General features: G+C 66.1%; 21 protein-coding genes. 12 read left to right on the top strand and 9 right to left on the bottom strand.

What is annotated here, in order from left to right; all coding sequences use genetic code 11:
• Window positions 1-8: 8 nt before the first annotated feature.
• The 6 genes from RM96_RS39905 to RM96_RS09120 form a co-directional block, all read right to left on the bottom strand.
• Complete coding sequence (locus RM96_RS39905; protein ID WP_039009970.1) at window positions 9-392, bottom strand: hypothetical protein; 384 nt, start codon at window positions 390-392, stop codon at window positions 9-11.
• Window positions 393-616: 224 nt separating this feature from the next.
• Window positions 617-1,942, bottom strand: coding sequence for a type II toxin-antitoxin system HipA family toxin (locus RM96_RS09140; protein ID WP_039009883.1), 1,326 nt, complete (start codon window positions 1,940-1,942; stop codon window positions 617-619).
• Window positions 1,939-2,232: a helix-turn-helix domain-containing protein gene (locus tag RM96_RS09135; protein ID WP_039009880.1), complete on the bottom strand. Its 294-nt coding sequence runs from the start codon at window positions 2,230-2,232 to the stop codon at window positions 1,939-1,941. The genes RM96_RS09140 and RM96_RS09135 overlap by 4 nt, the downstream gene beginning before the upstream one ends.
• Window positions 2,233-2,406: 174 nt before the next feature.
• Window positions 2,407-3,414, bottom strand: coding sequence for a ribonuclease Z (locus tag RM96_RS09130; RefSeq protein WP_039009878.1), 1,008 nt, complete (start codon window positions 3,412-3,414; stop codon window positions 2,407-2,409).
• Between the two features lie 6 nt (window positions 3,415-3,420).
• A complete protein-coding gene (locus RM96_RS09125) occupies window positions 3,421-4,602 on the bottom strand; it encodes an FIST signal transduction protein (RefSeq protein WP_039009877.1) in 1,182 nt (393 codons plus the stop codon).
• 87 nt (window positions 4,603-4,689) lie between these two features.
• Window positions 4,690-5,034, bottom strand: coding sequence for a hypothetical protein (locus tag RM96_RS09120; protein WP_039009875.1), 345 nt, complete (start codon window positions 5,032-5,034; stop codon window positions 4,690-4,692).
• A 209-nt stretch (window positions 5,035-5,243) separates the two neighbouring features.
• Here RM96_RS09120 and RM96_RS09115 point away from each other — a divergent pair, with 209 nt between their 5' ends.
• The 8 genes from RM96_RS09115 to RM96_RS09080 all read left to right on the top strand — a co-directional run bounded on the left by RM96_RS09115 (window position 5,244) and on the right by RM96_RS09080 (window position 15,114).
• On the top strand, window positions 5,244-6,506 hold the full coding sequence (locus tag RM96_RS09115) for an ROK family protein (protein WP_039009873.1): 1,263 nt from the start codon (window positions 5,244-5,246) through the stop codon (window positions 6,504-6,506).
• Window positions 6,493-8,082 (top strand): sugar ABC transporter ATP-binding protein, encoded by a 1,590-nt coding sequence (locus RM96_RS09110; protein ID WP_052279410.1) that lies wholly within the window; start codon window positions 6,493-6,495, stop codon window positions 8,080-8,082. The genes RM96_RS09115 and RM96_RS09110 overlap by 14 nt, the downstream gene beginning before the upstream one ends.
• Window positions 8,083-8,159: 77 nt before the next feature.
• Window positions 8,160-9,191 carry an ABC transporter permease subunit gene (locus tag RM96_RS09105; RefSeq protein ID WP_039009869.1) on the top strand — a complete coding sequence of 344 codons (1,032 nt, stop codon included), beginning with the start codon at window positions 8,160-8,162 and terminating at the stop codon, window positions 9,189-9,191.
• A gap of 100 nt (window positions 9,192-9,291) precedes the next feature.
• Window positions 9,292-10,200 carry an ABC transporter substrate-binding protein gene (locus RM96_RS09100; protein ID WP_052279421.1) on the top strand — a complete coding sequence of 303 codons (909 nt, stop codon included), beginning with the start codon at window positions 9,292-9,294 and terminating at the stop codon, window positions 10,198-10,200.
• 23 nt (window positions 10,201-10,223) lie between these two features.
• Window positions 10,224-11,708 carry a glucose-6-phosphate dehydrogenase gene (zwf, locus tag RM96_RS09095; protein ID WP_039009865.1) on the top strand — a complete coding sequence of 495 codons (1,485 nt, stop codon included), beginning with the start codon at window positions 10,224-10,226 and terminating at the stop codon, window positions 11,706-11,708.
• Window positions 11,709-11,766: 58 nt separating this feature from the next.
• Window positions 11,767-13,398 (top strand): glucose-6-phosphate isomerase, encoded by a 1,632-nt coding sequence (gene pgi / locus RM96_RS09090; protein WP_039009863.1) that lies wholly within the window; start codon window positions 11,767-11,769, stop codon window positions 13,396-13,398.
• Between the two features lie 37 nt (window positions 13,399-13,435).
• Window positions 13,436-14,131 carry a 6-phosphogluconolactonase gene (pgl, locus tag RM96_RS09085; RefSeq protein WP_039009861.1) on the top strand — a complete coding sequence of 232 codons (696 nt, stop codon included), beginning with the start codon at window positions 13,436-13,438 and terminating at the stop codon, window positions 14,129-14,131.
• Between the two features lie 44 nt (window positions 14,132-14,175).
• The gene (locus tag RM96_RS09080) at window positions 14,176-15,114 is read left to right on the top strand and encodes a carbohydrate kinase family protein (RefSeq protein ID WP_039009859.1); all 939 of its coding nucleotides are present in this window, start codon (window positions 14,176-14,178) and stop codon (window positions 15,112-15,114) included.
• A gap of 25 nt (window positions 15,115-15,139) precedes the next feature.
• On the opposite strand, the gene RM96_RS09075 is transcribed toward RM96_RS09080, so the two are convergent.
• Window positions 15,140-16,135 (bottom strand): HpcH/HpaI aldolase/citrate lyase family protein, encoded by a 996-nt coding sequence (locus RM96_RS09075; RefSeq protein ID WP_039009858.1) that lies wholly within the window; start codon window positions 16,133-16,135, stop codon window positions 15,140-15,142.
• A gap of 42 nt (window positions 16,136-16,177) precedes the next feature.
• The gene (locus RM96_RS09070; RefSeq protein WP_052279409.1) at window positions 16,178-17,191 is read right to left on the bottom strand and encodes a MaoC family dehydratase; all 1,014 of its coding nucleotides are present in this window, start codon (window positions 17,189-17,191) and stop codon (window positions 16,178-16,180) included.
• 465 nt (window positions 17,192-17,656) lie between these two features.
• Between RM96_RS09070 and RM96_RS09065 the strand changes: the two genes are divergently transcribed.
• Complete coding sequence (locus RM96_RS09065; protein ID WP_039009854.1) at window positions 17,657-18,307, top strand: glutathione S-transferase family protein; 651 nt, start codon at window positions 17,657-17,659, stop codon at window positions 18,305-18,307.
• 71 nt (window positions 18,308-18,378) lie between these two features.
• Here the strand turns inward: RM96_RS09065 and RM96_RS09060 are convergent, their stop codons facing one another.
• Entirely contained in the window at window positions 18,379-18,807 is a 429-nt protein-coding gene (locus RM96_RS09060; RefSeq protein ID WP_039009968.1) for a DUF427 domain-containing protein, read from the bottom strand.
• A 185-nt stretch (window positions 18,808-18,992) separates the two neighbouring features.
• Here RM96_RS09060 and RM96_RS09055 point away from each other — a divergent pair, with 185 nt between their 5' ends.
• From RM96_RS09055 to RM96_RS09045, 3 genes are all read left to right on the top strand, one after another.
• Window positions 18,993-20,177, top strand: coding sequence for an AI-2E family transporter (locus RM96_RS09055; RefSeq protein ID WP_039009852.1), 1,185 nt, complete (start codon window positions 18,993-18,995; stop codon window positions 20,175-20,177).
• Window positions 20,178-20,331: 154 nt separating this feature from the next.
• On the top strand, window positions 20,332-20,547 hold the full coding sequence (locus tag RM96_RS09050; protein WP_039009850.1) for a hypothetical protein: 216 nt from the start codon (window positions 20,332-20,334) through the stop codon (window positions 20,545-20,547).
• Between the two features lie 189 nt (window positions 20,548-20,736).
• Window positions 20,737-20,943, top strand: coding sequence for a DUF3079 domain-containing protein (locus RM96_RS09045; protein WP_039009848.1), 207 nt, complete (start codon window positions 20,737-20,739; stop codon window positions 20,941-20,943).
• Window positions 20,944-21,003: the final 60 nt, after the last annotated feature.

Below are 21,003 nucleotides of genomic sequence, written 5' to 3'. Positions count from 1 at the left end.
TCGACCGCCTATGGCATCGCAGCGGGGGACAATACGCTCCACCCTGAAACACTACTCGACGTCGTCCTGCGTTCACTCCTGAGGACACCATCCTCGTCGAACTCGAAAAGGACCGTCGACGATCGGATCTCCCCTCCGGAAAACAGCGGACCTATGAATGGAAGAAAGCTTTCAGGGTGCGGCTTGGAGGTGGCAAACGAATAGATCAGTATCGTTGATCCGTTCCTGAGCGTCACCTGGGATGAGGGCGTCCCAAGCTGCGTGGTGACGTCGCCAAGGGTAGAGAAGCCGAGCATGAAGTTCGACATTTGTTCCGGCTTCACGTCGACGCCCGTCGATACACAGGAAACCAACATGAGGCAAGTCGCAAAAAGTGCGCAAACACGCTTCATGTCGACACCGCCGTACATTTTGTGCCGTGACTGAGAACGCGCTGAAGGCCATGATGCCAGCCTGGCCGCGATGCGTCCGGCACGTCGCCCATAAAGGATACACCTTCACTGTGCGCTTCGTTGGGCCCGCTTGCGGCGTTGCCGCTGTTCCCCTTCAGGGCCGGCGCGTCCTGTTTCTCCTCCCTGGCCGTCGAGTGAAACCCATCCCCAACGTCAGAAGGGGATCAGCGTGCCTTGTATCCGAATGCTCCGTCCGGATTCGCATAAGGATTCGGCGCCTTGCGCCGCTCGAGGCCATTCGGGTCCGAAAGCCCTGACTGGTCGCGCAGCGGCGGCGGCACGCTCTTGCCGGGCACGGCGTCGGCCTTGATGTCCTCAAGCCCTTGTGCCCAGGCATCGAGCATAAGCTTGCCGACCTCGCGGAAGCCCGGGAAGCGTTCGGCGAATTCCGCTACCCGGGGCACCACCTTTTGTACGGCTTCGCTGACACGCCCAAGGTTGTCGGTCATGTCGGCCTTGCTCAGGCCCAGCCACGCGCCGCCATGCTTCATCAGCAGTTTTCCCGATGCCCATACCCGCTTGCCGTACAGCGGCAGCGCCGGCGGATTGGTCCGGTACCGCGGGTAGATCGTGACGGTGACGATGTCATAGACAGGCGCCAGCCGGACATCCGCGGTACTCGTGTAGGTCACCGCGAAGTTCTTCAGATGGGCGTCCGCGTTGCGTAGTGCGTAGTTCAGCAGATGAAGGGTATGGAGCTTGCGGGCGTTTTCCTTCAGGCTGTCCCTGCCGATGTAAGTCGCACTGAGTCTTGCCAGGTCCTCAAGGGTTCCCTTGCGATACTTTTCGACCGGATCGAGCCCTTTCAGCGCGCAGTAGTCCTCCACCGCCAGCCGGCGGCCGTCGCCGGGCCGGTCAAAACGGCGAATGGCCAGGACCTGCCCATCTGCAGACAGCGTGGTCTCGGGCACGTCAAGTCCCGCATGGCGTGCAACCTCCAGGCAGAGGTACTCATTGAGGGAGAGCCAGGGAATATCGGCAAAGCCGGTCTTGAGGATGAACTCATCCGTCCACACGGTGGCCTTGTCGTCCGGCCTGGCGAAGGCCTTGGGCATGACACCGGACACGCCTTCCGTGATCCCTTCTTCCAGGAGCCGCAGGAGGTTTTCGCGCGAATCGGCCGACGCGAGCAGCGCGGCCATGTCCGTCTTGCGGATGGCTGCCTCGAGCGAAGCGCCCCGCGGTACAACCTGAACGCGTCCGATACTGTTTGCCCCGGTAAGCGCGAGCAGACCCATGTCGGTCACGTCTGCATGGGCGCCCAGCCCCTGGCGGATCAGGTCCTTCTTGTACCCTTCCGGCAGGTTCATCTGGAAGAACGGGTGCAATCCTTTCCAGACGTAGGATTCCGCTCGCACCGGCATGAGCAGGGAAACCAGGCGCTCCGCCGGCACGTCCGGCGGGTACGTGAACACGCAGCCGCCCGCCTCCTCGGCAAGCGTGCCGACGAGCTTGGCGTCAACGTAGACATCCAGGATCGGGCTCTTCATTGCGATTTCCTCAGGCGCACCCGTTGCCGCGTGGAAGCGCCCCTGCCTTCCGGCTCGGTCAGCACGTCATCCAGCGTTCGCCGATGCCCGGCGGGGCGCGCGAGCAGTTCCAGCCCGACCGTATCGAAAAGGCTGAGCATCTTCACCGCGCCCAGCTCGGCCAGGGCTCCGGTTTCGAACAGGCTGATGCGGGCGCGCGGCACGCCGCTGCGCTCCGCAACCTGTTCTTGCGTCAGGTTCGCCTCGATCCGGGCACGCCGGAAGATTTCACCGAGTTCGGCGAGGTTCATGTTCGATATTCCTAACGTTAAGTGAGAATCCCCACTTAACGTATTGTAGGAAGAACACAAACCACTCGCAAGATATTGTTCGTTACACAGAACGTTATTTTGACTTTTGTCGATAACGATATATATATCGAACTTTAAAAGCAGTACATCGACGTCCCAGGTGCATGCTCGTGCTCACGCCGACGCATTTGCCTGCACTTCGGCCACCAATGCCTCGGACCGCCCCTGATAGCGTGGCGAAAAGTGAAACGGCGTCACCGCCCGCGCGCCGACGGCATGTGCAATCCGCCCGGCCTGCGCCGCGGTCAGGTGGTTCTTGCGCAGGCCATGCGCCTTGTCTTCGTCGAGGAACACGCTTTCGATGAAGAGCTGGTCAACACCCTCCATCAGCTCAGTGAGGGCCAGCACGTTCGCTTCCGTATAGCGCAGGTCAGTGACGTAGCCGATGCGCTGCCCGGGCTCAACGTCGAGCATCAGCCGACTCAGTTCGGAGACCTGCCGGGTCACGGTGTGGTCGCCCTGGCGGTCGCGCCATTCCACCCGGATCGGGGTGTCGTCCGCCGCGCCGCTCAGAATGGCGTGCTTCAGTTCGCGCAGCCACGCGCCGGTTGTCAGTCCAAGCGCCGCCAGGCGGTCCTTGTTGACGCCAAGGCGCGCTTTCTCTTCCAGCAAATAGGCCAGGCACGGAATGTCGTGGTCGACAAAGCGGGCGCGCACACGAAAGGTGGGCTCGTCGTGGACGATGTCGCCCACCTGTGGCACAGGGTCGAGCGGCTCGCGGGCAAAGCCGTGGCGGCTGGAAAAGCTGGCGCGCAGCATCGGGCCGTCCGATCGTAGCTCGCGGGCTTCGATCACCAGTTCAATGGCATAGCGATGCACCACGTTCCATGTATAGGCGCGCAGCTTGTGCTCGACCTGCGCCAGGAAATCAGGCCCGCCGACCAGCACGATGCTTGCCTTGCGCCCCAGCAGCACGCGCAGCAGGTGGTCGAAGCCCGAGAAATGATCCATGTGCGTGTGGGTGACAAACACATGGGACAAGCGCATCAGCTGGCCAGGCATCAGCGCGGAGATATCGCCGAGATCGAACAGCAGCGCGCGCCGCTCGTCGCGGAAACTCACGAACAAACCCGGGTCGCCGAAGGCGTCGTTGACGAGCCGGGCTTCCAGTTGGTCGTGCATGCTCGCTCAATGCTCGGTGAACACCGTCAGCACCCCCGTGTAGCCGTAGAGATGGTCCCTTGCGATCTCGCCGCCGGCAAAGAATCCGGCCAGCGGCAGCTCGCCCAGCACGCGGCGCACGATCTTCAGCTCGGCGTTTGGTGCGCCGAAATGCGGCCCGCCCCTGCCCGAGCAACTGACATAGAGCGCGCCAAGGGCCCGCCCATGGCCACCGCTATCGATCTCGGTGCGGATCTCCCTGGCGATGCGTTCCAGGTCGGCCCGCGCCGCAACAGGGTTGCGCATGCAGAAGGCCAGCCGCGTGCCGGGCTCGGCCACGTCTGCGAGCGCCAGCACGCGATGCTGTACGTCCAGCCCCAGCAGATGCCGTACCACGGTTTCCGAGCCGAATCGGCCTGGCAGCCTTGGCGCATCGTCGGTCCCCGAACTCAGGCCTGCCAGCGTTCCCGACAGGGCCTCCGCCATCTCTTCCACCGGCGCATCGCCCTGCACCCCCAGATCGTCCAGGACGCAGTCCAGGGCAGGCTTGCCGTCAAGCGTGAACAGAAGGTTGTGGTCGCTGCGTGTCACCGCGCGCAGCGGCCCGATCGGCTGGCAGCCTTGCGTGACTCGGGAAAGCACGTGGATATCGGGCCCGAACAGCACGCCGGACAGGCCGCCGGTGAAGACCCCGTCGGCAATATGCAGCGTCCGGTTGCGTGCCGACGACAGGCCGCCAAACAGGTAGCCGGTGGCGGTGCGCTCGCTCAGTTCATGCAGCAGCTCCTGCACGTCCGGCGTACTGCCCTCTGCATGCACCAGCGCGGTGTGGGGGATGAAGCTGGACGACGCCGACGGCAAGGGCTTTTGTCCTGAAAACAGCTGGAACGTGTCGCGTGGAAACGGCGCCGCCATCAACACCATCGCCGGCTCGTCAAAGTACTCGACGCCGCTGGCAGCGACCCCGACGCCGGCTGTCCCCACCCAGGACACGCCCGGCCAGTTCTGCTGCAGGGCGGCGAGTATGGCCTCGGCGGATGTCGCGTAGTAATCGCTGAGGTAGCACCAGCCAAGCGTGAGCGGCGCCGCGCCATCTTGCATCGCATGGCGCAGGACTTCCTGCGCTTCCAGGATGCGCTGGCAATGGTTCAGCGCTTCCTGCCAGTCGGCGTGGGCTGCGGCAGCCCGCACGAAGGATGAGTCTTGCATGATGGTTCCTCCGTGTTCAGGCCGGCTACAGGTTGGACATCGACCGGCAATGGGTGTTCAGGCGTCCGCCTTGCGCCTCCCGCGTGACTATTCGCGCCCGGTGAGCTGCCGCAGGAGCTTCTGGACGATCTCCTCGTGCAACTCCAGCGCCTCATGGAGGGTGGGCGATCCGTAGCTCTCGCTTCCTTCGTCCCCCATCCCGGTGACCCGTGTGACAAACAGCGGGGTATCGACCGGAGCCGCTTCGGAAACGCCGCGAAAGCGCGTGGTGACCGTGCCGCCCACCTCTTCCAGCAAGGTACGGCGAAAGACCAGGTCGTTTTCGGCCATCCAGCGCGACCACGCATCATGGTCAGAGACCTGAACCGGGTGGTTCTTCTTGTCGAGGATGTAGAAGCGGCTCCAGTGGCCAATGTCGGAATGGACTTTCATGGGGCGGTCCGGCGGACGACGTTGCTACGTTTCACGCTACTCGCCGGCGAGCTGCCGGGCAAGGTCAAACCGGTGCTGGTTGCAGGCGGCGGAAGCAGACTCCGGGTTTCCCCTTGGTTGAGTTCTTCGGTCATCTATTCTTTAATTCAACATGAATTAATTAATAGCGCCAGCCGTCAGAGGACTGGCGACCACCGGACGGAGACAAGATGACCGCATCCAAAGCGGGCCGTGGCGTGAATTCCGCCAGCCTGCGCCTCTACAACGAACGCGCGCTGTTGCTGGCGCTGCGCCGGGCCGGTGAAGCCTCCAAGGCAGACCTGGCGCGGATGGCGCAGCTCACCAACACCGCAGTCGGCAGCATTGTGCAGACGCTGACCGAGGAAGGCCTGATCCAGCCGTCCGGACGGCGCCTGGAAGGCCAGCGCGGCCAGCCCGCCAGCCTGATCCGGCTGCAGCCCAAAGGCGCCTTCGGCATCGGTGTGCGGCTGGACCGGGGCAGCATCGAGGCCGTCATGGTCGACTTTGCCGGCCATATCCTCGCCAGCCGCGCCCACCAGCTGGTCCTGCCCCACCCTGACCAGGCGCTGGAACTGGTCCGGCACGATATCGAAGAGATGCGCGCCCTGCTCGGCCCGGCCGAGCAAAAGCGGCTGCTCGGCATCGGCGTGGCCCAGCCATACAACCTGGGCGCCTGGCTGCGCGAGCTGGATGTGCAGGGCGAGGCCTTCCAGACGAGCTTCCGCGCCTGGGACCAGGCCGACTTCCCGGCGATGCTGGCTGCCGCGACCGATCTCCCGGTCTTCAGCGAGAACGATGGCACGGCGGCAGCCGTGGCCGAACTGTTCTACGGGCGGCATCACGCGCAGCACTTCCTGTATGTCTTCCTTGGCCCCGCCATTGGCGGCGGCGTGGTCCTCAACGGTGACTGCGTGCGCGGCGTGTCGGGCAATGCCGGCGATATCGCCATGATGCCGGTGCCGCCAAGCACCCTGGCTTCCGCTCCCGCCACCAACGGCAAGCGGCGCGACATCCTGATCTCGCGCGCCTCGCTCAACGCGCTCACGCGCCACCTGCGCCATCACGGTGTGGTGGTGAACGGTCATGCCGATCTCCAACGCCAGGTCGAACTGGGCCATCCGGCTGTCGAGGAATGGATCGACGACTGCGTCGACGCGCTGGCGCCTGCGCTGCAGTCGGCGCTGGCGGTGCTCGACGTGCCGCTGGTGATCTTCGATGCCGACATCGACGGCGGACTGGTTCCGGCGCTGATTGCCCGCTTGCAGCAGGCACTGAACGACAGCGCCCCCGAAGCGCGCGCTGCCGCCACGGTGGTGCGCGGCTGCTTCGGCGCCAATGCCGGCGCCGTGGGCGCCGCATCCCTGCCGATGTTCATGAACTTCTCGCCGCGCGCCGAGCTGCTCAAGGGCGCGTCGGCCATCGTTCCGGAGGCCAGCCATGCCATTGTCTGAAGCGTTGCACTCCCCGTCCCGCGTGCCCCACGGGGCCGTCCCGCCGCTGCTCGAGCTGCGCAATATCTCCAAGACCTTTCCCGGCGTGAAGGCGCTCAGCAACGTCCAGCTCACCGTCTACGCAGGCGAAGTCCATGCGCTGATGGGCGAGAACGGCGCGGGCAAGTCCACGCTGATGAAGATCCTCTCCGGCGCCTATATCGCCGACGATGGCGGCGAATGCCGCATCGCCAGCCAGCCGGTGGTCATCGACGGCCCGGCGGCGGCGCGTGCACATGGTGTCGCGGTGATCTACCAGGAGCTGAGCCTGGCGCCAAATTTGAGCGTGGCCGAGAACATCTACCTGGGACGCCACCTGCATCGCCACGGCATGGTCGACCGCGCCGAGATGTCGCGTGCCTGCGAGGCAACGCTGGCGCGGCTGGGCGCGGATTTCACGCCGGACACGCCGGTGCGCGCCCTGTCGATCGCGCAGCGCCAGCTGGTGGAGATTGCCCGCGCCGTGCATTTCGAGACCCGCATCCTGGTGATGGACGAGCCGACCACCCCGCTCTCCACCCGCGAGACCGACCGCCTGTTCGCGCTGATCCGCCAGCTGCGGGCCGAGGGCATGGCCATCATCTACATCAGCCACCGCATGGCGGAAATCGATGAACTGGCCGATCGCGTCACCGTGCTGCGCGACGGCTGCTTCGTCGGCACGCTGGAACGCGAGACCCTCACGCAGGCGGCGCTGGTGAAGATGATGGTCGGCCGCGACCTGTCCGGCTTCTATACCAAGACGCATGGCGAGGTCGAGCCCGGCGAGATCATGCTGTCGGTGCGCAATATGTCCGACGGCCGCCGCGTGCGGGAGTGCAGTTTCGACCTGCGCGCCGGCGAGGTGCTGGGCCTGGCTGGACTGGTAGGCGCCGGGCGGACCGAACTGGCCAGGCTGATCTTCGGCGCGGACGTCCGCAGCAACGGTGCGGTGTTCGTGGCCGGCGCGCCGCTGGCCATCACCAGCCCGCGGCAGGCCATCGATGCGGGCATCGCCTATCTGACCGAAGACCGCAAGCTGCAGGGCCTGTTCCTGGACCAGAGCGTGCACGAGAACATCAACCTGATCGTGGCGGCGCGCGACGCGCTGCGCGGCGGCCGGCTCAATCGCGGCAGCGGCCGGCGGCGCACGGCGGAGGCCATCCGTTCGCTTGGCATCCGCGTGGCGCACGCCCAGGTCAATGTGGGATCGCTGTCCGGCGGCAACCAGCAGAAGGTGATGCTGTCGCGCCTGCTGGAAACCAAACCCCGCGTGCTGATCCTGGATGAACCCACGCGCGGCGTCGATATCGGTGCCAAGGCCGAGATCTACCGGCTGATCAATGAACTGGCCCGGTCCGGCGTGGCGGTCCTGCTGATCTCCAGCGAACTGCCGGAAGTGGTTGGCCTGTGCGACCGTGTGCTGGTGATGCGCGAAGGCGAGCTGGTGGGCGAAGTGCCTGCCAGCGCCGATGCCGGCGCCACGCAGGAACGCATCATCGCGCTGGCAACCGGCGCAGACGGACAATCGCCCGGCCCCGCGGCCGTACTGCACTAACGTTGAATTCCCGTACAGACCGGCGAAGAACGGTCGAGCAGGGGCGGCACGCCGCCTCGCAGCGTCAGGAGACACTTATGCGCAATCCCCTTCATTCCCCGGTACACGCCGTCCCGGCTTCCACCCAGGCTACCGGCTCGCCGCTCGCACGCGCCTCAGGCCGCGCCACCACGCAGGAGCGCCTGCGGGCGCTCGGCATGCTGCCTGTGCTCGTACTACTGTGCCTGGGCTTCACCGTCCTGACCGACAACTTCGCCAGCCTGCAGAACCTGTCGATCATCGCGCAGCAGGCGTCGATCAACCTGGTGCTGGCCGCGGGCATGACCTTCGTCATCCTGACCGGCGGCATCGATCTCTCGGTGGGCTCGATCCTTTCGATCTCTGCGGTGGTGGCGATGCTGGTCTCGCTGATGCCGCAGCTGGCTGCGCTGAGCGTGCCGGCCGCGCTGTTGTGCGGGCTGCTGTTCGGGCTGCTGAACGGCGCGCTGATTGCCTTTATGAAGCTGCCGCCATTCATTGTCACGCTGGGCAGCCTGACTGCCGTGCGCGGGCTGGCCCGGCTGGTCGGCCACGACAGCACAATCTACAACCCGGAGATTTCCTTCGCCTTTATCGGCAACGGCGACCTGCTGGGGGTGCCCTGGCTGGTGGTGATCGCCTTTGCCGTGGTGGCGGTGTCGTGGGTGGTGCTGCGCCGTACCGTGCTCGGCCTGCAGATCTACGCGGTTGGCGGCAATGCCGAGGCAGCCCGCCTGTCCGGCATCAAGGTGTGGGTGGTGCTGCTCTTCGTCTACGCGGTGTCGGGCCTGCTGTCCGGGCTGGGCGGCGTGATGTCCGCGTCGCGCCTCTATGCGGCCAACGGGCTGCAACTGGGCCAGTCGTATGAGCTGGACGCGATTGCAGCCGTGATCCTCGGCGGCACCAGCTTCGTGGGCGGCGTGGGTTCGATTGCCGGCACACTGGTCGGCGCGCTGATTATCGCCGTGCTGTCCAACGGGCTGATCCTGCTTGGGGTCTCCGATATCTGGCAGTACATCATCAAGGGGCTGGTCATCATCGGCGCCGTTGCCCTCGACCGCTACCGCCAGAAGGGCTCGGCGCGCACCTGAGCGGCGACCGGACAGGAGAGATATCGTGATCAAGCCATTCCTGACCGCCCTGGCCGCAAGCGCGCTGGCTGTGCTGTGCGCGGTCCCGGCCGCGGCGCAAGTGCCGGCCCAGCCGGACGCGGCCTCCACACCCGCGCCGCACCGGCAGCTCAAGAAGGTCGGCGTGACGCTGGGCTCGCTCGGCAACCCGTACTTCGTCGCCCTGGCGCGGGGCGCCGAAGGCGCTGCCAGACAGGTCAATCCGCAGGTCAAGGTGACCGTGCTGTCGGCCGACTATGACCTCAACAAGCAGTTCTCGCATATCGATAGCTTTATCGTGGCCGGGGTCGACCTGATCCTGATCAACGCGGCCGATGCGCGCGCCATCGAACCGGCGGTGCGCAAGGCCAGGAAAGCCGGCATCGTGGTGGTGGCCGTCGACGTGGCCGCTGCCGGCGCGGATGCCACCGTGCAGACCGACAACACCCAAGCCGGAGAGCTGGCCTGCGGCTTTATCGCCGAGCAGCTCAAGGGCCGCGGCAACGTCATCATCCAGAATGGCCCGCCGGTGTCGGCCGTGCTTGACCGGGTCAGGGGCTGCAAGACGGTGCTGGCAAAGCACCCCGACATCCGGATTCTCTCGGACGACCAGGACGCCAAGGGCTCGCGCGAGGGCGGCCTGAATGTGATGCAGCTCTACCTGACCCGCTTTCCCAAAGTCGATGCGGTGTTCACCATCAACGACCCGCAGGCCGTCGGCGCCGACCTGGCCGCGCGCCAGCTGAACCGGCGCGGCATCCTGATCGCCTCGGTGGACGGCGCGCCCGATATCGAAGCGGCCCTCAAGGCCGACACGCTGGTGCAGGCCTCGGCCAGCCAGGACCCGTGGGCCATTGCCCGCACCGCCGTGCAACTGGGCGTAGGCATGATGAACGGCGAGCGCCCCGCCAACCCGACCGTGTTGCTGCCATCCACTCTCGTAACGCGGGCCAATGTCCGCAGCTACAAGGGCTGGGCGACTGCACGCTGAGACCCCTACCTCTTTCTGGTGACATGATGGACAGCCACAACACCGGCGCGCAGGCCCCGGAATTCGACTTCATACTGTTCGGCGCCACCGGCGATCTGGCGCGGCGCAAGCTGCTGCCGGCGCTGTTCGATGCCCACGCCGCCGGCTCGCTTCACCCGCGCGGCCGGATCATCGCGCTCGGCAGCCAGCCCATCGAGCACGAGGCGTACCTGGCCATGCTCGATGCGGAAGTGCTGCCGGCGCTGGCGGGCAATGCCGCCGCATCGGCATGGCAGGGTTTTCTCGACCGCATTGTTTACCTGCAGGTCGATGCCACCGTCGAGTCCGGCTTCGATGCGCTGGCCGAGCTGGTCAAGGCCCGCGCTGCGGCAGTGGTCGTGTTCTACCTGGCGACGGCGCCACACCTGTTCGTCACCATCTGCGAGCAGCTCGCGCGCGTCGGCCTGACCGGGCAGCGCAGCCGCATCGTGCTGGAAAAGCCGCTCGGCCACGACCTCGCCTCATCGGAAGCCATCAATGCCGAAGTAGCGCGGCATTTTGCCGAGGACCAGATCTACCGGATCGACCACTATCTGGGCAAGGAGTCGGTGCAGAACCTGATGGCCGTGCGCTTCGGCAACGTGCTGTTTGAGCCCCTGTGGCGGCGCGAATGGGTGCGCGACGTCCAGATCACCATTGCGGAAGAACTGGGCGTGGAGCGGCGCGGCAACTTCTACGACCGCATCGGCGCGCTGCGCGATATGGTGCAGAACCATCTGCTGCAACTGCTCTGCATGGTGGCGATGGAGCCGCCCACCAGCCTGTCGGAAGATGCGATCCGCGACGAAAAGCTCAAGATCCTCAAGGCGCTCAAGCCGATCCGGACGGAAGAAGTCGCTGAAAAGGTGGTGCGCGGCCAGTATTGCCGCGGCGCTGCCGGCGGCGATCCGGTGCCGGGTTATTCGAACGAGCCGGGCATCGCTCCTGACAGCCGTACCGAGACCTTTGTCGCCATCCGCGCCGAGATTGCCAACTGGCGCTGGGCGGGCGTGCCGTTCTACCTGCGCACCGGCAAGCGCATGCAGTCGCGCGTGGCGGAGATCGTCATTCATTTCAATGACGTGCCGTACTCGCTGTTCCCGCGTCCGCTGGGCGCCGCGCCCGGCAACCGGCTCGTGATCACGCTGCAGCCGGAAGAAAGCATCCGCCTGTACTTCCTGACCAAGCAGCCCGGCGACACGCAGGCCTTGCTGCCGGCGTCGCTCGACCTGCAACTGAACAGCGCGGCGCCGCGCGTGCGCCGCATCGGCGCCTATGAGCGGCTGCTGCTCGACGTGATCCGCGGCAGGCTGGGCCTGTTCGTTCGGCGCGACGAGCAGGCACAGGCCTGGCGCTGGGTCGCGCCGATCCTGAAGGCGTGGGAGAACACCACGGCGCCGCCCAAGCTGTACACCGCCGGCACATGGGGGCCGGCGGCCTCCAGCGCCCTGCTGTCGCGCGACGGCCTGGCGTGGCATGAAGAGATGTGATCCGGGCAACCGGCAAGAATCCGGCAAGAAACCGACCGACCGTAGCGGAGTACCCACGATGTCCACTTCCCTCCCCGCCTGGCAGGACCTGCGTGAACACGCCGCCACCCTGCGCGGCACCCATATGCGTGAATGGTTCGACGGCCCCGATGGCCAGGCGCGCTCCGACCGCTTTGTGGCCGAGGCCTGCGGGCTGACGCTCGACTACGCCAAGAACCGCATCACCGTGGAGACCCTCGCGCTGCTGTTCCAGTTGGCGGACCAGGCCGGCGTCAGCGAGCGGCGCGATGCCATGTTTGCCGGCGAGCCGGTGAACACCACCGAGCACCGCGCCGCCCTCCATATGGCGCTGCGCGCCTGGCCGGAAGACGGCTACCGGGCACTCGGCGTGCCGGTCGGCACCGATGTGGCCGCCGTGCTGGCGCAGGTGGAACGCTTCGCCAACGCGCTGCGCGGCGGCGCCTGGACCGGATTCGACGGGCGCGCCATCACGGATGTCGTCAACATCGGCATCGGCGGCTCGGACCTGGGCCCGCGCATGGTCTGCCGGGCGCTGGCCAGGCCCGGCGAGGCGGGGCCGCGCGTGCACTTCGTGGCCAATGTCGACGGCAGTGACCTGGCCCAGACACTGGCGCGGCTCGATGCCGCCACCACGCTCGTCATCGTCTGCTCCAAGACCTTCACCACGCTGGAGACCATGGCCAATGCGCACACCGCGCGCGACTGGTTCCTGCATCAGGGCGTGACGCAGGCGGGGCTGGCCCGGCATTTCGTGGCGGTGTCGACCAATCGCGAGGCGGTGGCTGCCTTCGGCATCGATCCCGCCAACATGTTCCCGTTCTGGGACTGGGTAGGCGGACGGTTCTCGCTATGGTCGTCGGTGGGGCTGTCGATTGCCGTGGCTGCCGGCTTCGACCGCTTCCGCGAGCTGCTGGATGGCGCGCGCACCATGGACCGGCACTTCGCCGGTGCGCCGCCGGAGCAGAACCTGCCGGTCATCCTGGGCCTGCTCGATGTCTGGTACCGCAGCTTCCTTGGCGCCGGCAGCCGCTGCGTGGCACCGTACTGCGAGCCGCTGGAACTGCTGCCCGCCTTCCTGCAACAACTGGAAATGGAAAGCAACGGCAAGTCGGTGCAACTCGACGGTGGCACCCTCGAAGCCGGGTCGGCGCCCGTGGTTTGGGGCACAACCGGCACCAACGGGCAGCACGCCTACTTCCAGATGATGCACCAGGGCTCGCAACTGGTGCCGGTGGACTTTATCGCCACGCTAGACCCGGTCAGCGACCTGCCCGGCCACCATACCAAGCTGCTTGCCAACTGCTTTGCGCAAGGCGAGGCGCTGCTGCGCGGCCGGACCGCCGACGAGGTTCGGGCCGAAGGCGTGCGGGACGAGGCACTGGTGCCGCACCTGGTATTCGAGGGCAACCGCCCCAGCAATACCCTGCTGCTGCAGCGGCTCGATCCGTTCCACCTCGGTGCCCTGCTTGCCTTGTCGGAGCACAGAACCTTTGTGCAGGGTGTACTCTGGAACATCAATTCCTTCGACCAGTGGGGCGTAGAGCTCGGCAAGAAGCTCGCCGCCCCGATCCAGCGTGAGCTGGAAGGCGCTCCGGCGCAGCCGCATGATGCTTCCACCGCCGCACTGATCCGCCGCGCGTGCCGGGCACAAGGCATGGTCGCAAGTTAGCCGAAGCCGTACCACGCCACCGCAGGGAGGTCACACCATGCGCCAGATCGAACTCAATGATGCCAATGCCCACGTTGGTGCGCTCGTGCGCGCCATCGCGTGCGAGCTCGAACGGACCCTTTCGGACAAGGGAGAGGTCTGCCTGGCCGTATCGGGCGGGCGCTCGCCCCTGCCGCTGTTCGCCGCCTTGCAGCAGCAGTCGCTGGAATGGGATCGCGTGAGTGTGACGCTGGTGGACGAGCGCATGGTGCCCTTCAGCCACGAAGACAGCAACGCCCGGCTGGTCTGCGACGCCTTGCTGCGCAACGCGGCGGCGCAAGCGGCATTCCTGCCGCCGGTGCCGCCGTACTGCGCGGAGATCGCCGATATCGATACCTCCGCCGTGGTGGCCGAACTCAATCGCACCTACCGGCAGCCGGACGTCGTCGTGCTCGGCATGGGGGAAGACGGGCACACGGCGTCACTGTTCGCCGATGCGCCGGAACTGCCTGCCGGGCTGTCGCTGAGCGAAGCGCCCGGCTATCTTGCCCTGAGTCCGCGCGCGGCCCCGCACAAGCGGGTCAGCCTGAATCTCAGCGCCTTGCTGGGCGCGCGCCGCGTGCTGCTGGGCTTCAGCGGCGCATGGAAAAAGCAGGTCTTCGACGCCGCCACGCTCGAACCCACGCCGGCACTGCCGGTCAGCTACCTGCTGCACCAGGACCGCACGCCGGTGGACGTCTACTGGGCGCCCTAGCCACGGCAAGAAGATCGCTTCCGAGAATAAAAGGAGACACACCGATGTCCATGCCCCTTCCACGCTATGTCGTGTTCGGAGAGGCCCTGACCGATATGGTCCGGCAGGCTGACGGCAGCTGGCTGGGCCTGCCCGGCGGCTCATGCTGGAACGTGGCCCGGGTCGGCGCCCGCCTGGGCGTTCCGACCGGGTTTGCCGGCGCGGTCAGCCAGGATCTGTTCGGCGACGACCTGGCGCGGGCAAGTGCCGAGGCCGGTCTGGATGGCCGCTTCCTGCAGCGGGTGGCGCGCTCGCCTTTCCTGGCATTCGTCGCGTCGAGGCATCCGCCACAGTATTTCTTTGTCGGCGACGACAGCGCCGACCTGCATTTCGATCCCGCCAGGCTGCCCGCCGGCTGGAGGCAGGCGGCGGAGGTGGTGCACTTCGGCTCCATCAGCCTGGTGCGCCAGCCCCTTGCCGCCAGGCTCTGCGAAGAAGCCACCCAGGCCGCGCGCGCCGGCAAGCGTATCGCTTTCGATCCGAACTTCCGCGATCTCATGCGCACGCCCGGCTACCAGGAAGTGCTTGCGCATATGCTGCAGCTCGCCACCTACGTCAAGATCTCCGACGAGGATCTGGCCGGGCTGTTCCCGTCGCAGGACACCAACGCCGCGCTGGCACAGGTGCTTGCCATGGCGCCGGACGCCACGGTGATGCTCACGCGCGGCGCGCAAGGCATGACCATGCTGAAGTCGGGCAACGTCATCGAGCAGGCCGCGCTGCGGGTGGAAGTCGTGGATACGGTCGGTTGCGGCGATGCCGCCATGGGCGGCTGGATGGCCGGCGTGCTGGCCGACCGCACGCTGGACCTCGCGACCCAGGCGCGGCTGGCCGCGGCGACGGCGGCCGTCGCCGCCACGCACGCCGGTGCGTATCCGCCGCTGCGGCATGAAGTTGAAGCGCTGGCGGATTCCCGGGCAGCCACGGAGCTCAACACCCTGTAGTGTGGCCCCCGGGTGAGCGCTCTCGTCAGGCTGCGAAGAAGCGCTTCTCGGCCTCCGCCGGCAGCGCCATGCCCGTGATCCTGGCTTTCTCCAGCACGCTCCAGAAGTAGCGGTAGGTTGCCCGGTCATGCCGCTCGCCCTTGTACTGGATCGGCCCCCATTCGACGTCCTGTGCCGCGACCAGGATGCCGGCCGCGTCTTCCACTTCGGTGAAGTCGGGCCGCATGGCGTTGACGATGGGCTGGATCTGCGCCGGGTAGATGCTCCACATGCGCAGGAAGCCGAACTCGTTGCGCGCGCGCGTGGCGTCGCCGGCGATGACTTCGGCGTCTTTCAGGTTCAGGCAGACGTTGTGTGCCGGCACGATGCCATTGGCAAGGGCGGCGGCCACCATGTCGGCCTTGGCGCGCGCCAGCAGCGCGTGTTCGAACTGGCCCGGGCTGCGCATGGCCGCCGCGGGAATCGCGCCGTGGTGGCCGCTGACAAAGTCCATCAGGCCGAAGTCCAGCACTTCGATATGGGGCAGCGCCGCGATCTGGAACACTTCGCGCAGCGCGCCGTGCGTTTCGACCAGCACGTGGACCGGCACCATGCCGCTCAGGCCTGCCTTGCGCGCGGCCTGGCCAATGTACTCGATCACCTCCGCCACCTGTTCATGGCTGGTGGCCTTCGGCACGGTGATATAGGCCAGACGATTGCCCGCTTCGCCCACGATGATGTCCACGTCCTGCCGCCACGCCGGGTGCGCGGGGTCGTGAATGCGGGCGCCGGCGCGGCCGAACTGGTTGCGGTCCGAGGCGATCATGCGCGCCACCATGGCGGCATGTTCGCGCTCCTGGCCGGCGGCGGCGCCGTCCTCGCAATTGCAGGTCACGTCAAAGACGGGGCCGTACTCGACTTGCAGGTCAAAGGCCTTGCCGATCAGCTTCTCGCTGCCGGCAAAGTGCTCGCACGCGGCCAGGACCGGGAAGGATTTTTCTCCGGCAAAGAGTGCGTCGCGCGGATGGGTCTTGGTGGTCATTCAGGTCTCCTGAAACGGATGGAATGGATGAGGTGACTGGAATCAGCGCGGTTGCCGCGGCATGGCGATGGTGTAGTCCAGGTCGAGCACCACGTTCGACGGATGGGCCGGCTTGCCCTCGCCCGCGGCGGGAAACACGATCGATGCCGCACTCGCGTTCTTGATGGCGATCATGCGCAGCCGCAGCGCGCCCACATGTTCAAGGCCCAGATCCACCTTCTCCAGCACCGTGGTGGCGCAGGCGATGGTGTCGCCGGCATGGGTGGGATTCACATGGCTGCCGCCGTTGATGGCCAGGATGGAAAGCCCGTTCTCGAGCCCGTCATAGGCCAGCGCCTTGCACAGCGAGATGATGTGGCCGCCGTAGACCAGGCGTTGCCCGCCCTTTGCCGCCATCGAAAAACCGTCGAAATGCGCCTTGGCGGTGTTCTGGTAGAGGCGCGTGGCAATGCTGTGGTCGCTGTCGTTGACGGTCATCGCGCCAGGGTGGTCGATGCGCTCGCCAACGGCATAGTCTTCCCACAGGTCCGACACGCCCGTCATTGCGCAGATCTCGCGGACGCGGGGCGTGCATTCGTGCCCTTGCAGGTGTGCGGCCGCCACCACCGGCACCGTTTCGGGGATGACTGCCTCGCCGCACGTTGCCGCGTGGTCGCGCTTGTGAACCATCACCCAGCGGATCCACGACAGGACCTCGCGGCCATGCTGGTTCCTGGCGGTCGAACGGACATAGACCATGCCGCTCTTGCGGTTTGAGTTTTCCTTGAGGCCGATCACCTCGCTCTCCACGCCGAGCGTGTCGCCAGGGTAGACGTGGGCCGTGAAGCGGACGTCCGCGTAGCCAAGGTTGGCCACGGCATTCAGCGAGATATCGGGAACGGTCTTGCCAAAGGCCGTGTTGAATACCAGCAGATCTTCCAGGGGGCGCCGGTCGAATCCGAGCTGCTTCGCGTTGGTCTCGGCGGTACCCAGCGCGGTACGGCTGCCGGTCAGCCCGATGTACAGGCTGCGGTCGCCTTCGGTCAGCGTGCGCGGCGTGGCATGGCGGATCTGCATCCCCACGCGAAAGTCCTCCGGTGTCAACTACCAGGCCACGTCGGCGCTCGGCCTCACGCTCGCCTACTACTATTCGGACATCAAGAAGGTCGCATTTACGCCGACCGCAACGCCCACGAGCGGCCGCAATATGTCGCAGCTGGCCTTGCTGGCCGACTACAACCTGTCCAAGCGCACCGATGTCTATGTTTCGACTGCCTGGTCGCATAACGGCGGCCTGAACTTCGACACAGCGCAGACGGCGTTTCCTCTACTCGTATCCGCTGATGGCCGGCCAGAAGGACATGTTCGGCGTCACGGTCGGGGGGCGGCACAGCTTCTGAGCGCCTGGCATCATCGGGCAGCAACGACAAGACGGACGCCACAGCGGCGTCCGTTTTTCGTTCTGCCGGCCCGAGGCGCTGCGTTGGTGCATAGTATTGAGGCCGGGGCCGCCCGGCCCGACAGTCAAGGAGACCGAATCCCATGAAGCTCTATGCCCATCCGTTTTCGTCCTATTGCCAGAAGGTACTGACCGCGCTCTACGAGAACCACACGCCGTTCGAGTTCCGCCTGCTCGGCGACGATCCGCAGGCCGCTGCCGAGCACGAAGCGCTATGGCCGCTCAGGCGCATGCCGGTGCTGGTGGACGAGGGCCGCACGGTCATCGAATCGAGCATCATCATCGAGTATCTCGGCATCCGCCATCCCGGACCCGTGCGGCTGATTCCCCATGACGCCGACGCAGCGCTCGAGGTACGCAAGATGGATCGCTTCTTCGACAACTACGTCATGGCGCCGATGCAGAAGATCGTGCTCAACAGCCTCCGGCCGGAAGCCGACCGCGACGCCTACGGCGTCAATGAAGCGCGCAGGCTGCTTGAATCGGCCTACCGCTGGCTGGAGAAGAACATGGACGGGCGCGACTGGGCCACGGGCGATGCCTTCAGCCTCGCGGATTGCGCCGCGGCGCCGTCATTGTTCTATGCGGACTGGAGCCACCCGATCGACGAGGCCTTTGCAAACGTGCGGGCCTACCGGCAGCGCCTGCTGGCGCGCCCCGCCTTTGCCAGGGCCATGGAGGAAGCGCGCCCGTATCGCCCGTTGTTTCCGCTGGGGGCGCCGGACCGGGACTGAGCCTTGCATGGCTCGTCCTGCGAACGGCGGTTGTGCACGCATTCGCGGTCCTGACGAGCCCCGGGGCCGTCTCACTCCTGTACCGGATCCTTGCGGATTTCGATCGCGTCGACCCGGTCGGGATAGAACGCGAGATGTCCCCGGATCGCCTCCACCGCCGGGTAAGGCGACTCGTACGTCCACACCGCGTTCACCGAACGTGCCCCGCCTGCCGGGATGCTGAAGTACGCACAGTCCCCCTTGTACGGGCAATAGGTGGCATGGTCGGTGCGCGCCAGCAGGGACATATCGACATCGTCGCGCGGGATGTACTGCACCGCCGGATAAGACGCCTCGCGCAGGGACAGCGCGTGGCGCGTGTCGGCCACGACGCGCCCGGCCACGGTCACCACGACACGCGCCGGGTTCGCTTCGATCGTGATCGGGTGGTCAGGTCCGGGAATCTTCACGGGTCGGGTGGTCATCGGTTCGCTCCTGTGCGGTCCGGGCAATGCCGGCATCATGCCACCGCGCGGGAATCCTTGCCGCGGCCGGCCGCAGGCCGGCAAGCCTGTGCCTTAATGCGCGCACGGCGTCCGCTGCCGTGCTTGTCTGACAGCAGAAGTCGGAACCGTCCGACAAGCCGCGGGCCATGCGGGAACTATCTTCAATGGCAAAGCAACGCAGCCCGCCCAGGCCCCATTCCATGTCCGCCATCCCCGACCCCGGAGCAGTGACGCTTGCGCCGCCAGAAGCAACGGCGTGCCCCGCGGCGCCCGACGCTTCCGCGCAGGCCGAGCCTGCCGTGGTGGCGCCGCCCGATCCCATGCGCCGCGCAAATCTTGCGCTCACGGTACTGGCGACGCTTTTTTCGCTCTACGCGCTGCATATCGCGCGGGACTTCATCGTGCCGGTCGTGCTCGCCATTGTCATCGCCTACCTGCTCGATCCGCTGGTCTCGGGCCTGCAGCGCTTCAATGTGCCGCGCGTGTTGGGGGCAACCCTGGTCATACTGATCCTTCTCACCGGCTTGCTGACCTGCGCCTACCTGTTGCAGGGGCAGGTCGAATCCATTGTCAACAGCCTCCCCGCGATGGCCAGCAAGCTGTCGCGCTCGGTCGGTGCGCTGCTCAGCGGCGACGATTCGATGTGGCAGAAGATCCATCGCGCCACCACCATCCTCGGCGGCACCGGGCAAGCACCGCCCGCCCGCGGCTCGCAGGTGGTGGTGGAGCGCCCGGTCGACCATTTCAACAACCTGGTGCTGGCCGGGTCGGTGAGCTTGCTGGTCATTGCCGGGCAGATCGTGGTGGTGCTGTTCCTGCTGTACTTCCTGCTGCTGTCCGGAGATACCTTCAAGCGCAAGTTCGTCAAGATGGCGGGCACCACCATCACCGAGAAGAAGATCAGCATCCATATGCTCGATGAGATCAACCGGACGATCCGGCGCTACATGGCGGTGCTGATGGGGACCAATGCCATCCTCGGGCTCTGCACCTGGCTGTTGCTGCGCTGGTTGCAGGTGGACAACGCCGGCAGCTGGGCCGTTGCCGCGGCCGCACTGCACCTGGTGCCCTATTTCGGCGCCATGCTGATTGCCATGTGCCTGGGGATGGTGGCTTTCATGCAGTTTGGCACGCTCGACATGGCCGCCGCGGCCGCCGGCGGCTCCATGCTGATCGCCACCCTGATCGGCTCGGTGGTCACTACCTGGATGAGCGGCCGCATGGCGAGAATGAACGCGGTCGCCATCTTCGTGGCGATGCTCCTGTTCACCTGGCTGTGGGGCGCCTGGGGCATGCTGCTGGCGATTCCGCTGATCACCATCGCCAAGGTGGTGGCTGACCACGTCGAAGGGCTGGAAATCGTAGCGGAGTACCTCGGGGACTGAGACATGGCTCCCGGCCGGTCCATGCGTGCTGCACGGCAACACTGGCCAAACACGCCATGAGCAAGCCCTGAAAGCCTCCTATACTGAAATAAATGCTGCAATACAGCATTCAATTTCCTGACGTTCCCGCGGAGTCACTTAAACGGAGCCAGCCATGTCACTGTGCGACCTTTGCATGGCACAGGTCGACCGTCCCGGCCATTTCCCGCCGCACGCCGGACTTGTCAAAGGTGCGACGATCCGCACCGCCACGGGCGGCAATGCCTTTGTCTATCGCTGCGAGTTCTGCGGTGAGGCGATGATGCTGTATGCCGCGGATGACGATACGCCAGACCGCTGGACGCCGCTCAAGGGCGAACCCGGCCGGTGAGCCTTGGACGCCACCGCTTTCCCTGCCCTCGACGCAGCGATATGCCCCCCCGCTTGATCTGCGACAAAAGAACAGCGCAGTCCGATCGTGCCGTCGCCGGAAGCGTGCGCCGGCGGCATCATAATTCAGCCAGGATCTGCCGCACTACTTGCACAACCCCGCACAACCCGCCGCGTGGCTACGTCATCCATGGCAAAGAAATTCCCCTTGTATCCAAGGCATCCCGAACGCGTGTGCTGGGGATGCGACAAATACTGTCCCGCCGATTCCATGGGTTGCGGCAACGGCTCCAGCCGGACCCAGCACCCGATTGAGCTGCTCGGCGATGACTGGCTCGAGTGCGGCGACTGGGGCATCGAGCCGGCCGCCGGGCAGGCCGGAGCCACGAGCACCTGAACTGGTTCCCCTAATGGTTCCGCTAATGGCCTCGCCTGCATGGGCTATTACAATGTCTTC

The organism is Cupriavidus sp. IDO (genome assembly GCF_000812465.1).
Classification (GTDB): Bacteria; Pseudomonadota; Gammaproteobacteria; order Burkholderiales; family Burkholderiaceae; genus Cupriavidus.
This window is presented reverse-complemented; position numbering and strand designations above follow the sequence as displayed.

Bases quoted from the DNA above. Each gene is read 5' to 3' on its own strand.
- RM96_RS09070 (WP_052279409.1), bottom strand. From the start codon at position 17,191: ATGCAGATCCGCCATGCCACGCCGCGCACGCTGACCGAAGGCGACCGC.
- RM96_RS39905 (WP_039009970.1), bottom strand. From the start codon at position 392: ATGAAGCGTGTTTGCGCACTTTTTGCGACTTGCCTCATGTTGGTTTCC.
- RM96_RS09050 (WP_039009850.1), top strand. From the start codon at position 20,332: ATGTCACTGTGCGACCTTTGCATGGCACAGGTCGACCGTCCCGGCCAT.
- RM96_RS09110 (WP_052279410.1), top strand. From the start codon at position 6,493: ATGCCATTGTCTGAAGCGTTGCACTCCCCGTCCCGCGTGCCCCACGGG.
- RM96_RS09135 (WP_039009880.1), bottom strand. From the start codon at position 2,232: ATGAACCTCGCCGAACTCGGTGAAATCTTCCGGCGTGCCCGGATCGAG.
- RM96_RS09045 (WP_039009848.1), top strand. From the start codon at position 20,737: ATGGCAAAGAAATTCCCCTTGTATCCAAGGCATCCCGAACGCGTGTGC.
- RM96_RS09120 (WP_039009875.1), bottom strand. From the start codon at position 5,034: ATGAAAGTCCATTCCGACATTGGCCACTGGAGCCGCTTCTACATCCTC.
- RM96_RS09065 (WP_039009854.1), top strand. From the start codon at position 17,657: ATGAAGCTCTATGCCCATCCGTTTTCGTCCTATTGCCAGAAGGTACTG.
- RM96_RS09125 (WP_039009877.1), bottom strand. From the start codon at position 4,602: ATGCAAGACTCATCCTTCGTGCGGGCTGCCGCAGCCCACGCCGACTGG.
- RM96_RS09105 (WP_039009869.1), top strand. From the start codon at position 8,160: ATGCGCAATCCCCTTCATTCCCCGGTACACGCCGTCCCGGCTTCCACC.
- RM96_RS09080 (WP_039009859.1), top strand. From the start codon at position 14,176: ATGTCCATGCCCCTTCCACGCTATGTCGTGTTCGGAGAGGCCCTGACC.
- pgl (WP_039009861.1), top strand. From the start codon at position 13,436: ATGCGCCAGATCGAACTCAATGATGCCAATGCCCACGTTGGTGCGCTC.
- zwf (WP_039009865.1), top strand. From the start codon at position 10,224: ATGATGGACAGCCACAACACCGGCGCGCAGGCCCCGGAATTCGACTTC.
- RM96_RS09075 (WP_039009858.1), bottom strand. From the start codon at position 16,135: ATGACCACCAAGACCCATCCGCGCGACGCACTCTTTGCCGGAGAAAAA.
- RM96_RS09140 (WP_039009883.1), bottom strand. From the start codon at position 1,942: ATGAAGAGCCCGATCCTGGATGTCTACGTTGACGCCAAGCTCGTCGGC.
- RM96_RS09130 (WP_039009878.1), bottom strand. From the start codon at position 3,414: ATGCACGACCAACTGGAAGCCCGGCTCGTCAACGACGCCTTCGGCGAC.
- RM96_RS09055 (WP_039009852.1), top strand. From the start codon at position 18,993: ATGTCCGCCATCCCCGACCCCGGAGCAGTGACGCTTGCGCCGCCAGAA.
- RM96_RS09115 (WP_039009873.1), top strand. From the start codon at position 5,244: ATGACCGCATCCAAAGCGGGCCGTGGCGTGAATTCCGCCAGCCTGCGC.
- pgi (WP_039009863.1), top strand. From the start codon at position 11,767: ATGTCCACTTCCCTCCCCGCCTGGCAGGACCTGCGTGAACACGCCGCC.
- RM96_RS09060 (WP_039009968.1), bottom strand. From the start codon at position 18,807: ATGCCGGCATTGCCCGGACCGCACAGGAGCGAACCGATGACCACCCGA.